General features: G+C 66.1%; 10 protein-coding genes and 1 tRNA gene. 6 read left to right on the plus strand and 5 right to left on the minus strand.

The genetic code is table 11. The features are described from left to right. Nucleotides 1–25: 25 nt before the first annotated feature. Both ACZ5LB_RS11980 and ACZ5LB_RS11985 read left to right on the plus strand, forming a co-directional pair. Nucleotides 26–2,566 carry a HEAT repeat domain-containing protein gene (locus ACZ5LB_RS11980; RefSeq protein WP_464602455.1) on the plus strand — a complete coding sequence of 847 codons (2,541 nt, stop codon included), beginning with the start codon at nucleotides 26–28 and terminating at the stop codon, nucleotides 2,564–2,566. A gap of 32 nt (nucleotides 2,567–2,598) precedes the next feature. Further along, complete coding sequence (locus tag ACZ5LB_RS11985) at nucleotides 2,599–3,081, plus strand: SRPBCC family protein (protein WP_464602456.1); 483 nt, start codon at nucleotides 2,599–2,601, stop codon at nucleotides 3,079–3,081. Here the strand turns inward: ACZ5LB_RS11985 and ACZ5LB_RS11990 are convergent. Then, on the minus strand, nucleotides 3,078–4,082 hold the full coding sequence (locus ACZ5LB_RS11990) for an ATP synthase subunit B family protein (RefSeq protein ID WP_464602457.1): 1,005 nt from the start codon (nucleotides 4,080–4,082) through the stop codon (nucleotides 3,078–3,080). The genes ACZ5LB_RS11985 and ACZ5LB_RS11990 overlap by 4 nt on opposite strands. 335 nt (nucleotides 4,083–4,417) lie before the next feature. Between ACZ5LB_RS11990 and ACZ5LB_RS11995 the strand changes: the two genes are divergently transcribed. Next, complete coding sequence (locus tag ACZ5LB_RS11995; RefSeq protein ID WP_464602458.1) at nucleotides 4,418–5,614, plus strand: hypothetical protein; 1,197 nt, start codon at nucleotides 4,418–4,420, stop codon at nucleotides 5,612–5,614. 55 nt (nucleotides 5,615–5,669) lie between these two features. On the opposite strand, the gene ACZ5LB_RS12000 is transcribed toward ACZ5LB_RS11995, so the two are convergent. After that, nucleotides 5,670–6,443, minus strand: a complete 774-nt coding sequence (locus ACZ5LB_RS12000; RefSeq protein ID WP_464602459.1) for an SAM-dependent methyltransferase — start codon at nucleotides 6,441–6,443, stop codon at nucleotides 5,670–5,672. Beyond that, nucleotides 6,440–9,163 (minus strand): patatin-like phospholipase family protein, encoded by a 2,724-nt coding sequence (locus tag ACZ5LB_RS12005; protein ID WP_464602460.1) that lies wholly within the window; start codon nucleotides 9,161–9,163, stop codon nucleotides 6,440–6,442. Before ACZ5LB_RS12005 ends, ACZ5LB_RS12000 begins: the two co-directional genes overlap by 4 nt. 139 nt (nucleotides 9,164–9,302) lie before the next feature. Here ACZ5LB_RS12005 and ACZ5LB_RS12010 point away from each other — a divergent pair, with 139 nt between their 5' ends. Continuing rightward, nucleotides 9,303–10,079: a GDSL-type esterase/lipase family protein gene (locus ACZ5LB_RS12010; RefSeq protein WP_464602461.1), complete on the plus strand. Its 777-nt coding sequence runs from the start codon at nucleotides 9,303–9,305 to the stop codon at nucleotides 10,077–10,079. Nucleotides 10,080–10,097: 18 nt separating this feature from the next. Here the strand turns inward: ACZ5LB_RS12010 and pta are convergent, their stop codons facing one another. Further along, nucleotides 10,098–11,108: a phosphate acetyltransferase gene (pta, locus tag ACZ5LB_RS12015; protein ID WP_464602462.1), complete on the minus strand. Its 1,011-nt coding sequence runs from the start codon at nucleotides 11,106–11,108 to the stop codon at nucleotides 10,098–10,100. Beyond that, the gene (locus ACZ5LB_RS12020; RefSeq protein WP_464602463.1) at nucleotides 11,105–11,530 is read right to left on the minus strand and encodes a bacteriohemerythrin; all 426 of its coding nucleotides are present in this window, start codon (nucleotides 11,528–11,530) and stop codon (nucleotides 11,105–11,107) included. Before ACZ5LB_RS12020 ends, pta begins: the two co-directional genes overlap by 4 nt. A 170-nt stretch (nucleotides 11,531–11,700) precedes the next feature. On the opposite strand from ACZ5LB_RS12020, the gene ACZ5LB_RS12025 reads away from it, so the two are divergent. Beyond that, nucleotides 11,701–11,775: transfer RNA gene (locus ACZ5LB_RS12025), tRNA-Thr, on the plus strand. A 1,111-nt stretch (nucleotides 11,776–12,886) separates the two neighbouring features. Further along, a complete protein-coding gene (locus tag ACZ5LB_RS12030) occupies nucleotides 12,887–13,912 on the plus strand; it encodes a hypothetical protein (protein WP_464602464.1) in 1,026 nt (341 codons plus the stop codon). The last annotated feature ends 208 nt before the right edge of the window (nucleotides 13,913–14,120 follow it).

Here is a 14,120-nt window from a genome sequence, read left to right on the forward strand (position 1 = left end):
GGAAACGTTCGCCTACGGGGAGGCCATGCCCGCTCCAAAGTCGCTTACCCGTCTCATCGAGCTCCTCCACCAGGCTCTCCGGGCGCAGCTGCACCATGCCCCGGACCACCCCCTGGCCCTGAAGAGCCAAGCGGACCTGGAGGACTACCTGCCCTCGCTCCTGGCCGGACTCGGAACCATCCGCCTGGTGACCACCGGGGTGGGCTTCTCCTGCCAGGACGAGCCCGTCACCGGGGCGCCCAATGCGGCCATGGCCCTGGCCCGGGAAATGGACGCCCGGGATATCGGCGGCATCGAACTGGTCCCCGGCATGGATCCCGAGGAGATCCGCACCCTGCTCTTCATCCTGCAGATGCGGCCCCAGCGGGTGTCGGAAATGGGCGGCGCCGCCTCCCTCCTGCCCGACGACGGCCTGCTGCGCGTGCTGCCCAAGGAGGAACTGCCGCCCCCCCGGGTCCCCACCCCGCTGCGGGCGTCGGACGTGGAACTGGACTGGGAGCGCATGTTCGCCGCCCCCGAGCGGAGCGTGCCCAGCGTCATCCCGGACACCTTCGACCCCATCCCCTGGGTTTCCGCCGGCCCCTCCGGAGACCCCGGTCCGCTGCCTCCCACGGTCCCCCTGGCCTTCCCGGAGCCCGCCCCCCTCACCCCCGAGGAACTGGCCCGGGTGCAGGTGCCGCGCGAGCTGGAGGAGCTGGTGGAGCTTCCCGACGAGGCCCCACCGGCTCCCGCCCCGCGGCCCGTCCCATCCGCCCCGGCGCCGCCCTCCCCCGCGGCCCTGCGGGACGAGTTTTCCGAACTCTTCCGTCAGGCGCTTTCGGCCACCACGTCTGTGGACAAAGCCGGACCCCGGTCCCCCTGGGGGGTGGACCACCGGGATTCCCTCAAGCGCTTCGGGTTCACCATGCCCAGCTACGCCTGCATGGCGGGCGCCGGCGCCCGGCTCATGCTGGAGGCCATGGACCCCGGCACGGTGCGGGACGCCCTGCGCAAGGCCTTCGCGGAATTCGAGCCCGGGGACCAGGGCAACATCCTCCTGGGCCTTCCGGGCTTCCCGCCCGGGGAGCACGCCCTGCGCCGCGCCCTGGACTTCCTGGCGCCCGAGCTCCTGGCCCAGGCCGTGGCGCAGACGCACGTCACCCACCGCCCCTCCATGTTCGACCTGGCCCTGCTCACCGTCGCCCTGATGCAGTGCGTGCCGGACCGCGAACTCTCCCTGGACGCCATCCGCGGGCGCCTGCAGTTCGAGGGCTGGGGCATGCAGGAGGTGGAGGACTTCAAGGAAGCCATCCAGTGGGAATGCCAGGGCACCGACACCAAGCTGCACATGAGCCTGGAACGCCACGCCATCCACAAGCTGGACCCCCACCTCGTCATGACCCTGGGGCGCCAGCTCATCCGCGGCAAACGCGTGGACGACATCCGCTCCATGCTCGCGCAGCTGGAGGAGGAGTTCAGCAGCCCCCAGGAATCCGTGCGCCGCCACGGCACCGAGATCCTTGCCAACCTCGCCGAGGGGCTCCCCGACACCGGGCTGCCCCTGGACCTGGAGAACCGCATGCTGGCTTCGGCCCGCTACCGCCTTTCGGCGGAGAACGACCAGCTCGTGGCCCAGTGGTGCGCCCACACGGTGGAGGCGATCCTCAACCGGTGGATCCCCGCCGGGAACTTCACGGCCCTGCACAACGAGATGCGCAACCTGGGCGACCTGGCCTACCCCAGCGTGGGCGCGGCGGCCTGGAAGCCCCAGCTCATGCGCGACCTCCTGGCGCGCCTGGGCAGTTCGTCCAACATCGCGCTCCTGGTGCCCCTGCTCTTCCAGAAGGGCGCGGGGCTCCCGATCCCCCAGGTGCACGCCATCCTCGCCCTCATCGGCACCCCCGCCGCGGCCCACCTCGCCGTGAGCCTGGAGATCGAAGAGGACCCCAGCCACCGCACCCACCTCATCGAGGCCCTGCGCGCCATCGGCAGACGCGCCGTGCCGGTGCTGCAGGAACAGCTGGCCTCCTCCCACTGGCACATGGTGGACGCGGCCCTCATGCTCCTGGCCCAGGCCGGCGACAAGGCCGTCCTGCCCGACATGCTCCTGGCCATCAGCCACCAGGACATGCGCGTGCGCCGCACCGCCGTGAATTCGGTGGCCGCCCTGGCCGGGAAGCCCGCGGCCGCCATGGCCCTGGCGGAGACCCTCGCGGACTCCGACGTGGCCGCGCAGCTGGAGACCCTCAACCTCATCGGCGACCTGGGCGAGCCCGCCGCCCTTCCCGCCGTCCTGCGCCTCCTCACCCCGGACAAGGCCGCCGGCGAGGACGTCCAGCGCCTGCGCCTGAGGGTGGTGGAAACCTTGGGCCGCATTCCGGGAAGCGAATCCGTCAAGCCCCTCCAGGAGCTCTTCCAGAAGAAAGGCCTGTTCAAGGGCCGCGAGCCCGTGGGCATCCGCATCGCCGCGGCCAAGGCGCTGGCCGCCCTGAACTCCCAGGAGGCCCGGGAGGCCATGGCCCTGGCCATGGAGAGCGAGCCCACCGAGGAGGTGAAGGCGGTGTTGAGGCAGCACCTCATCCGCTAGTAAGCTTTCGGGTGCCACCCAGGAGGCCTGCCATGCCGCACGCTCCCGACCCCGATCTCGACCTCGTCTTCGAACGGGTCGTTCCCTTGAACCGGGCCCTCATCTGGCGGGCCTGGACCACCCCCGCCCTGGCCCTGAAGTGGTTCACCCCGGCCCCCTGGAAGACGGTGGCCTGCGAGCTTGAACCCCACCCCGGCGGCATCTTCAAAGTCGTGATGCGATCGCCCGAAGGGGAGGACTTCCCCATGACCGGCACCTGGCTTGACGTGGTTCCCCACGAGCGGCTCGTCTGGACCAACGCCCTGGCCCCCGGCTTCCGCCCCGCGGACCCCGGTCCCCACGGCCCCACCATCACCGCCGTCATCACCCTTGAGGCCCATGGCGCGGGCACCCTGTACCGCGCCGTCGCCATGCACCGCAATGCGGCCGACCGGGAGGCCCACGCCGCCATGGGCTTCCAGGAAGGCTGGGGCAAGGCCCTGGACCAGCTGGTGGAGGCGGTGAGGGACCTCTAGGCGGGCCCGGAATCCCCCAGGCGGCGCGTCAGTTCGAGAATGAGGCGGTCCTTCTCCCCGAGGGCGCGGTCCCTCTCACCAAGGGCACGCTCCTTCTCATCGAGTGCGCGGTCCTTCTCATCGAGGGCGCGGTCCTTGTCTTCGATGACCCGGTCCCGGTCTTCGATGACCCGGTCCCGGTCTTCGATCACCCGCGCGCTGGCCTCCAGTTCCCGGTCCCGGCGCGAGATGGACAGCCGCAGGTCAGCGGCCTCCCTCGCCCGTTCCTGGAAGGCATGGAGGATCTCGTCCTCCAGGTCCATCTTCACCCGGAGGCCCGGCTCGGCGCAGGCCAGCATGAGCCTTCGAAGCACGTCCCGGTACCGCTCCGGGAAGTTCACCTCCAGGATGTCCAGGAAGTGCGGGTCCGTGTGGGAAGCGACGCCCTGGTCGAACACCTCCAGGAGCCGCTCCAGGTCCGTCCTGCGCCGGTCTTTCAGGCGGTTCATCTGGATGATGACCGAATCGTGCGTGAGCCCCTCCACGAACGGGTCCGTGACCCGCACCTCATCGCCGGTGGCCGGGTCCCAGCAGCGCCGGTCCACCTTCAGGACGGGCATGTCCAGCCCCTTCAGGCCTTCGCCCAGGAAATAGATGGTGAAGATCGGCAGGGGCCGCTCCACGCCCTCCGCATCCCGGTACACGTTCCTGGGATCGGCATAGCTGGTCCCCAGGTACCGCCTGAATCGCTGGATGTCCGAGGTGTCGCGCGCCTTCTGGATCTCGATGAGCACCAGCTTGCAGCTGCCATCCTCCATGCGGACCCGGGCGGCGAAATCCATGCGCAGGACCAGGAGGCTGGTGCCGTCCTGCCCCGTCACGGGCTCCCGGGTTTCGGTGGGCACGAAGGAAAGCTCCATCACCTCCCGCCCCATTAGTGCGGAAAGCAGCATCCGCGCGATCCGCTCGTCGTCGAGGAGGAACTTGAAGACGGCATCGTAGATGGGATTGGCGACATTCATGGGGCCGGGGCACTCCTGGGAAAAGCCTAGGGACACCCCGGGCCGATGACCACGGAGCCGCTCATGGACCCCAGTTGAGGCTCCCCTTGGCGATGGAATGTTCGTAACGGCTGTGCGGTCCCGGTTCCTCCCGTCAGCGCCGGCACAACCAGGCATTCCAGTGGAATGGTGGGATTGCATTGCCTGAACCACAGGCGCCGGGAACACCCAGCGTTTGGCTTTTCGCCGAAGTAACCGACACGCCCCGAACAGGCCGGCAAGAGCGTCAACCAGACAAAGATGCAGGCGATGGCCACACACATATTCGCCTTGGTTCCCACTGAATCGGAATACCCATGCAGAAATTCCCTTCAATCCTGCCCGCCCTTCTCATCCCTGGAACCTTGCTCATCCCGAAGGCCATTTCAAGAAGCTACCTTGGAACACCCAAGCCTTTCGAGATGACGGATGTCACATACACGGCACCCGACTACCAAGGCATCCCCGACCTGGATGCGGCGTGGGATGGGTCGACCCTTTTCCTGGCCCACCACGATGGGTACGGCCTGTTCCGGCCTGTGGGCGAACCGGGAAGGCCCCGATTGGAAGCCACCGAATTGGGTTCCATCCCCAGGTGCGAGCGCGGCCCCGCCTACGCTGGCTTGAAATGGAGACGGGGACACTTCTTCGCCCGCGTGGGACGGAATATCCGGATCCTTGATTCCGCCACCGGAATCTGGCGTGACCATTTCATTTCCAATCGCCTGTTTTCCCAATTTGAAATCCTAGCGGACGGTCACATTTTGCTCATCTGCCCGACCAGCCGTCCCCCCATGACGTCCAGCGGGGCCGTGAACCTCGAGATGAATCTGAACAAAGGCCCGGAGATCGCAGTGCTCGCGGAGGTGTACGACCCCGCCCGCCCCGGCAAGCCGGAACGGGTCTATTCGTATCCAGCCAGGGTGGAGGAAGCCCTGGGTAAAATGAATGCCTTCCCCTTGGTGGACCAAACGTTCCCGTTGGGCGATCACATCCTCCTGGTCAATGCACGGGCGGGCCACCTCCATGTGTTTGACGTCAGGACCCGATCCCTGGAATCTCTGGAGGTTCCTTGGCCCCAGGTGGATGGTCCCTATCTGAAATCCCTGGACTCGACCCCCGGCCGGGGCGCGGCCCCGGCCGGGGTCATGAAGATCTCCTGCCTTTCCTTCCCCTGGAAGATCCTGGTCTATCCCCAGGCCTCCGGAGGCGCCCTGATCGCGGTCATGCGGCACTCCGGGATCGATTCGGCGTTCGTGGAGGAACGCAGGCGCCAGGAGCGGAGCCTGGGATGCCGGTACGCACCGGTGGCCCGGATCTATTCCGAAGCCGAAAAAGAAGCCTGGGCCTGGATGGAGTATTACCTGCTCGATCCCCGCACCGGGAAGTTGTCGAGGTTGCGACCGCCCGCCCTCGGAGCCCTCAGGGCGGATCCGGCCAAACACTGGCTTACGCCCGAAGGTGATTGCGTGCCTCTGAAGGATCTCGGCCTCCCGGGACCCGGGAACCCCTGAAGGCTTTGGGCCAGCATGGGGTATCCCAGGTGGACCCTGCGGGTGGGGGACGAGGTCAACCGACCCGGGGCTTCCCCAGGACGTAGAAGGTGTACCCGTAGCTGTGGCCCGCTCGGCGGTAGGTCTCGATCTCGGACCGCTGGGCGGCGATGATCGCCTCCAGGCCGGGGGTCCCTTCATGGAGGCGGCACTGGTGTTCCACGGCCCCGTAGTAGTCCCACCAATCCTCGCGGGGCAGGCGGAAGTGGCCGAGGACCTCCAGGCCCAGGTCCCGGGCCGCGGCGAGGTTGGCGGCCTCGTCGCCCATGCCCGGATACCACTCGGCCCAAAGGCGCCGGGCCTCCTCCGGGGGATCCGCCTCGAACCAGGTGGCGTCCGTAATGGCCAGGACGCCCCCTGGACGCACCAGGTCCTTCCAGAGCGCCAGCCCCGGGGCCCAGCCCAGGTGGGCGATGGCTCCCTCGGACCAGAGCAGGTCGAGGCTCTCCGGCGGGAGGCCCGGAGCGGCCATGTCCGCGCACCGGGGCAGGACCCGGGGGAGGAGGCCCCGGGCCTCGGCTTCCGCCCAGAGGGTGTCCAGGGCGCCCCCATCGGCGTCCAGGGCCAGGATGGGAACCTGGAGGGCCTCCGCCAGGAGGAGGGTGGACGCGCCGGCCCCGCACGCGAGGTCGGCGACGCCGGGGCGGGGCGGGAGCGGGCAGAGGCCGAGGGCCCGCAGGGTGGACGTTTCGCTGCCGGGACCTCGCCGGAGCATGCCCTGGAACAGGCGCAGAAGGGGGGACCAGGCCGCCATGAACGGCTGGGAGGGAAAGGGAGGACGCGGATTCAAGGGTTCCTCCAGAGATCCAGGGGATGGGCCCCCAGCAGGACGCTCACCCGGGTCTTTTCGAAGGGGCTGCCGCCGGGCAGGAACCACCGGCCCACGGCCACCTCGCAGAACCAGCGGCCGATCTCGGAACGCAGGCTGGCGCCGGCCCCGCGCACCAGGGGGGCCGAGGTGAGCTGGCCAGGACTGCCGGCTCCCAGGTAGCCGACATCCACCCGGGGGCAGATCTGGAAATTCACCCCGAACGCGTTGCCGACCTTCAGGGGGAGCCCCAGGCGGAAGGCCGCGAAATTGGGCGTGAAAAGCGTGCCGCTGGAGGTGCCCGCGAAAAAGGCGGGCCCCCCCGTGCTGTACCACCGGGCCAGCGGGAGGTTCCACCCGAGGCCCGTTTCCAGGTCCCCTTCCAGGCTGGCCCAGGCCCCCAGGGGCCAGAGGTGCCTCAGGCGCAGGTAGGCGGCCTGGTACGTGCGCGTTCCCGCAGCGGGGTCCAGGGCGGTCTGGCGTCCCTCGGCCACCTTCATGCGAAGCAGCAGTCCCTGGGTCGGAAAGAGGTAGCGATCGAAACTGTCCCATTCGAACATCGCCTGCGCCTGGTCCAGCGATCCGTTGCCCCGCACCTGTGGCGCAGGCTGGATGTCGTTCCAGCGGTGGCTGTAGTCCAGGGAAAGGAGCCCGCGGTCATCCATGCCGACGCGGGCGAAAAGGCCGAGTCCCAGGCTGCGTTCCCGCAGGGTCCGGTTCGCCATGGACACCGGCAGGGTCGAGGGGGTGAACGGGAATCGCAGCGTTTCGGGGCGCAGGCGCAGGGCGGTTTCGGCCCCGGTGATCCTCCAGCCGATGCGTGGCCACGCGCCCAGCGGGCGCGACAGGTCCAGGGCCAGGGCCGTCTGGATCGCGTTGGCCGATCCCCGGGCGCCAAGGCCGAATTCCGTCCCGAACACGCGGTTGGCCTGGATGCTCAGGGCCCCCTGCGCCTGCCAGGTGCTCTCGTAGGCGAAGACCGCGTCGATGATGGTGCGGTTGTCCGGCACCGGCGTCACCCGAAGTGCGCGCCCGGGACCCTCCCCCTTCTCCAGCCTCAATTCCTTGAGGCCCAGGCGGCGCTCGGCCAGGCCAAGGTCCCGGGCGAAGGTCCGCGCATCCGTGGGCGCGTCCTCGTAGGGCGCGAACACCCGTTGCAGGTACCGGGTCTGGGCCGGCGGGAGGATGCCCGGCTGAACCCGGATGCGCTCAGGGTGGAACTCCTGGACCTTCACCCGCAACGTCCGCGCCCCGGAATCGAACCCGGTCCCCTGGAAGGTGATCATGGGGTGCCCCCGGAGAAGGGCCGTCAGATAGAAATGGTCCAGCGCACGTCCCAGGGCCATGGGGTTCCACCGGGCCCCCGGCCGAAGGCCCTCCTCCTCCAGATGCTGCCGGGCCAGGTCCCTCCAGGAACCGGGTGCCTGGAGCTCCACCGTGTCGAGCACGGGCTGGGCCGTGACGGCCAGCCGGGGACCCTCCGGCGGGAAGCGCACTTCAGCCTGGCTCACGATCCCGGAGGCGAGCAGTCGTCGAAGGAGGCGCCCGTAGTGGCGCCGGAGGCGGGGGCCATCCGGCAGGTTGTCCTGGACCAGGGCGCGCAGGCGCGGGCCGAGTTCCTCCGGGCCCTCGATGGCCAGGGGCCCCGTGGGAGCCGGCAGGTTTCCGTCCGGACCGTACAGGCCGCCTTCAAGCGCCTCCAGGCGCTGGTCGAACGCACGGCGGCCCTCCTCCACGGCAAGGCGCACCTGTTTGTGGAACTCCAGGTATTCGATGGGGTCGGTGTTCGGCCGCACCAGGATGTCCGACGCCTTCCGGCTGATCTCGGTCCGTTCCTCGATGCTGACGTCCAGGGACCTGAAGGCCAGGCCCAGGATCGAGTTCTGGCGCACCTCGTCGAGCCCCTTCCCCACTTCCACGGCCATCACGAGCGCGGAAGGAACCAGGGACCGCGCCGTCTCCACCGGAAGGTTCTGGACCAGCATCCCGTCCACGAGCTGGTGGTCGCCCAGGATCACGGGGGAGAACAGGCCCGGGACGCTCATGGAGGCCCGCACGACGGTGGCCAGCTCGCCCCCGTCGGGGGCCGTGGCGCGCCCGGTCTGCAGGTTCGAGGCCACGGCCCGGAAAGGGACCCGCAGATGGTCGAACGAAGCGTCGGCGCCCAGGGCCCCCCGGCCCAGGAGGATCTGGAGGGCGAGCTTGAGCTCGTAGCCCGAGGACGTGCCCGGCGAGAACACCACCCCATGGCCGGGCTCCACTTCGAGGCTCAGGAAGGTGACCCGTTCATTCTCCTGCTCCCACAGGGTCTTTCCGGGAATCCGATGCTGCCGGTCCAGGAGCAGCGCCCCCAGGTCCACCTCCTCGAGCACCGACTGGATGGCGAACCCGGAGTAGCCCGTGACGTACATGGACCCCACCAGGGCCCCCATGCTCGTCCCCGCGATTCCGGACACGGGTAGGCCCTCCTCCTGGAGGCGCTGGAGGACGCCCAGGTGGGCGATGCCCTTCGCCGCCCCTCCGCCCAGGGCGAGTGCCAGGGGCCGCTGCCCTTCCGCGAAGAAGCGAGGGAAGAATTCCAGACGGTAGTCCGGATCCTGGGTCACCATCCGAAGGGGGGACCGGGATGCGTCCCGGGACCAGCCCGGGATGGCGCCCAGGGTCGCGAGCATCGCGACCGCGACAACGTTGTTGCCCTTCATGGCCCGCTCCAAGGATCAGCACTAGCATGTCCCATTCCTGAAAAAACGGTAGCTCCCGATGTGTCGGCACCTTAGGGATACTGGAAGCGAGGAAAGCCCGTTCGTTCCTTTCCGGAACGGGTCCTTGCCCGGAGTCCCCATGCCGAACTGGCGTACCCTCATGTGCCTGACCGCCCTCGCGGCTCCCTCCCTCTCCGGCCAGGCGCCTCCCCCGAACCCCGCCGAGACCCTGGCCACGGCGAGACGCCACCTCCAGGAATGGCGCAGGTCCATCCAGGCCGAGCTGATGGATGACTGGGGCCAACGGGCGCGCTACCGGGACGCCAACGCCAGGCTCAAGGCGCCCCGCCCCGGGGAGGACCGCGTGGTGTTCCTGGGCGACTCCATCACCGACATCTGGGACCTGGCGGCGAGCTTTCCAGGGCGGCCCTACGTGAATCGCGGCATAAGCGGCCAGACCACTGGCCAGATGCTCCTGCGCTTTCAGCAGGACGTCGTGGCCCTGCACCCCCGTGCGGTCGTGATCCTGGCGGGGACCAACGACATCGCCGGCAACACAGGCCCCATCGCCCTCGAGGACATCGAGGCCAATCTCGCCTCCATGGCCGACTTGGCCGTGGCCAACGGGATCCGTCCCGTCCTTTGCACCGTCCTGCCCGTCCACAACGACACCGAGGCCTCCCGGGACTACTTCGTCACGCGGCCCCTGGACCGCATCCGGGCCCTGGACCAATGGATCCGGTCCCACTGCGAGCGCAAGCGCCTGGAGTTGGCGGATCTCCACGCGGCCACCGTGGACGGCCGCGGCCAGCTCAAGCGCGCCCTGGCCGACGACGGGCTCCACCCGAACGCCGCGGGCTACGCCGTCGTGGCGCCCGTCGTGGAAGCCGCCCTGCGCAGGGCCCTGGCCCACTGAGGGGACAGGGGGCCGGCTTCAGATGGCCGTCTGCAGGACCGTCAGGATCACCGTGTTGACGATGTCCTCCGCCGTGCAACCCCGGCTCAGGTCGTTGCCCGGCTTGGCCAGGCCCTGCAGGAAGGGGCCGTTGGCGCTGCAGCCGCCGAAGCGCTCGGCGATCTTGTAGCCGATGTTGCCCGCGTTCAGGTCGGGGAAGACGAGGACGTTGGCCTTGCCGGCGACGGCGGAGCCGGGGAACTTCTTCTGGCCGATGGCGGGGATCATGGCGGCGTCGAACTGGATCTCGCCGTCCACCTGGAGCCCGGGGCGGCGTTCGCGGACGTTGGCGAGGGCGCCGCGGACCTTGTCCACCAGGGGATGCTCGGCGCTGCCGGCGGTGCTGAAGGAGAGCATGGCCACCTTGGGCTCCACGCCCAGCATGGCCTTGGCGCTGTCGGCGGACGCGATGGCCACCTCCGCCAGCTGTTCGGCATCGGGATCGGGCAGGACGGCGCAGTCGCCGAACATCATGGCGCCGCGCTCGCCGAAGGCGGGGTCGGGATGGATCATGAGGAAGGCGGAGGATACGGTCTTGATGCCCTTGGCGCAGCCGATGGTGAGCAGGCAGGCCCGCACGGTCTCGCCGGTGGTGTTCAGGGCGCCGGCCACGAAGCCGTCGGCCTTGCCCAGCCTGACCATCATGCCGCCGAAGTAGAGGGGCATCCGGATGGTCTCCATGGCCTTGGCCTCGGTCATGCCCTTGTGCTTGCGGGCCTCGAAGAAGGCCCCGGCCAGTTCGGGCGTCTCGGGATCCGTGGCGGGATCGCGCAGCTCCGCGCCCTGGAGGGAGAGGCCCAGCTCCGCGGCGCGGGCCGTCATGCGCGCGGGGTCGCCCAGCACGGTGACGCGGCAGATGCCGTCCTGGAGCAGGCTGTGGGCGGCCTTGAGGGTGCGGTCGTCGACGCCTTCGGGAAGCACGATGTGCCGGGCCAGGCCCTTGGCACGGGTGCGGAACTCGGTGAACCAGGTTTCGTGATTGGCGTTCATTGCTGCCCTCTCGTCTGCGGTTGCGCGCTTCGCAGGAAATCCGCCAGCCGGAAATCCTCCTTCCGGATGTGGCTTTGAAGCCAATCATCCAGGTACTCCAGGGTAACCGGATCGAGGCCCCTCGCGCCCCTCTGGAAAGCATCCACGATGCGCTCCAGGTCCTGGACCAGGGCCGAATGCAGCTGCCGGTGCTCGGCCTCGAAGGGATAGCCGTGGCGCACCATGAGCTCCTGTTCCATTTCCAGATGCACCAGCGTGAACTCCAGCAGGAAGCCCAGGCACCCCTCCAGCTCGTCAGGGTTGGGTTCCGCGCGCCCCGCCAGGGCGCACAGGCGATTGAAGGTGTCGATGAGGGTCCGGTGCTGCTCGTCAAGTTCGGCCCAGCCCGTCTCCAGCCGCTGGTCCCAGATGATGGCTGTCACGGTGGCCTCCTGGAAAATTCCGGTCCCGAAGACGTGTCTCCGGCCGGGGATATGGGGGGTTAGGCAGAAAGCTTAGCCGGGTTTTCGCCGTAGGGAATGGGAATCGCACCGGACCCCGGCCCCGGCCGGGGTCCGTTCCTCGCGGGAGGGCCCCAGGCTATACTGGCTGCCCAGCCGCCTTAGCTCAGGGGTAGAGCACTCGCCTTGTAAGCGAAAGGTCGTCGGTTCAAATCCGACAGGCTGATGTTCGAAGCCAAGCCGAATCCTCTATGGGGATTGGCTTTATCTGTTTGAATCCCAATTCCAAGGACCAGAGAACACCCTCAAGTGAGCCTCAATATTACTCTGATTCCGAGAAGGCCGTCACCAAGACGCCACAACAAATATTGGCTGAAAGCGTGTAGGGGAGCGGGTTTGCCGCTGGCCACCAAGACCCACCTTAGGCCCTAGGGGTGGTCACCATAGATTCCAGGGACGGGAGGATTAGCAAGCCAATCCCCGTTCACAATTTAATTATTTATTAATATTTGAGCATCTTAAGACAACACTTTCTGCCTTAATGCTGGTATAAGTAAGTTTATTGTTGTTTCAGTGCAAATGCCTGCCAGTCTCTATCGCATTTTGTGTGTTCAGCATTAGCAGGCATCAGAAAATGGCCGATCCCAAATATTGTTCATATCTACCCTTGTTGCTTTATTTAGATATAAGTTGTTTAGCAAAATGATACGGGGAAGCCGACACGATTCCAGCGGTGGTAAATAAACCTGAAGCAGGCAATCGTGCTTGGCTTTGAACTCAAAAATGAACCATTAGAGGCCTAGCCGAAATCCCATATTAGCGTTTGATCGCCTTAGCCCCCAGTCGTGCAGGCAGAATATCGCGTGCCGTGGCCTCAATCACTAGATGGGGATCGGATGGTTGCCCTTTTGCAGAGAGGATCCTTTGACTGTTGAAACCGACTACCTAACCGAATGGAGAAAGACTCGGTTTGGGCCATTGATGAAAGAGCTTTTCCGCTGTGGATCCCCACCAATGGCGCTAAGCAAGCAAGGTAAGAAACCTGCCTTTGGTTCTGTCAGCCGTTCCCTTACCAAAGATGCGGACCATGCAATCGAAGTGATGACCAATGGATACAACCTTGGGCGGGTCGCCTACCTTGCTGCGCTCCCTGGCCATAACCCATTGGGGATTGAGGTTCTAGACCTGGACAGCCAAGACCATGGGCTTGATCTGTCGCCATTCACTGGCCTAATGACTCGACGGAATGATGAAGCGCATCGTTGTCACCTTTGGTTCCGGCGTCCACATCCCGAACAGCCAAGGAGGGGCTCCCGAAAGGGATCAAAACTTAGCCCAGTGGGCGCGTATGACCTCATGCCGTGGAACTCTGTCCTTCCTGGATCTATCCATCCCGATGGAAGCATCTATGAACTTTACGTCATGAAAAAAGGCCTCTGGGTCCTATGGGACGGGAAAGAGCCCCTCGATATGGATGACCGCCTTCCTCTCGTTGACCCTGAGAATTATAGGCCCGTGGGACAAGTCACACGATTTGACCTGGGGGGAATTGATGTTGTAGCCGAGAACCGGCCCTTCCTTACCCATCCCGGCAGACTTGAGGACCGGGAGTATGCAGGGCGCAACTACGTTCGAATGGCCATTCGCATTGGGGCTGTAAGCAAGTCTGGGAATGGCGGGCGGTCAACTCTCGCAAAGATTGCGTCCCACCTCACGGCCTACCTTCTGCTTCCCATTGAGACCGCCCTTCGCTACTTGACCGAACCGCTATACGAGTTTGGCTGGAACCGAAAGCGCAACCTGATCGAGAGGGCCTTGGCCGTTGAAGACCTCGACAAACGGGCCAAGCTGCCATGGAACAAGAAAAGCTGGAATGCCTGCTGTATCGATGGCGCGACGGGTGCCCCCTTTCCATGGGAAGCATCAGACCTGATCGAAGCCCTCGAGTGGGGCGCAATGTCAGTGCCGAGTTACGGAATCATCCGATGGGAACAGGAAGCCCGAAAGACCCATGTAAAGGCCTGTTTAAGGCACTTCCTTGGCTTCCTACGGTTCCATGTGGATTTCTGTGAACCCACGGCTCATGTTTCCGCAGATGCCCTCTACAACGCCTTCTTGCCCCTTTATGACCTACAGGAAGGAGATTGCACCAAACACCGATTTTGCGTTGCCCTCACAACCGCTATCAAGATCGAGGCATTGCCGATCCGGAAGTTCCAGCGCACAGCGGCGCACACCATACACTATGGAGGAATCTCTAATGTAGTCGGTGGGGATAATTTCGATCGCTGGGTCATAGACCATCCGCTTCCCACAGTGCCTGAGCCATTGTTGGGAGGCAGGGATAAACCAGGAGCCGCCTAGGACACCCTTCTCCCAACATGCAGAGGATTGCATCTGTTTACTGAAGCTTTTGGGTTTTAGTAGAAGAGAACAGATAGTGTCCTCTACACCAGCACGACAAAGATCTATCAGACAGCGCCGTTGGAACTTAAACATCCTCAGCAGGCTGATGGAACCGTATGCCAGTGGCCACATCAATGATGCAGCCTTTCCCCGTTGCCATGGGGCA

It is taken from the genome of Mesoterricola sp. MK458 (assembly GCF_055384935.1).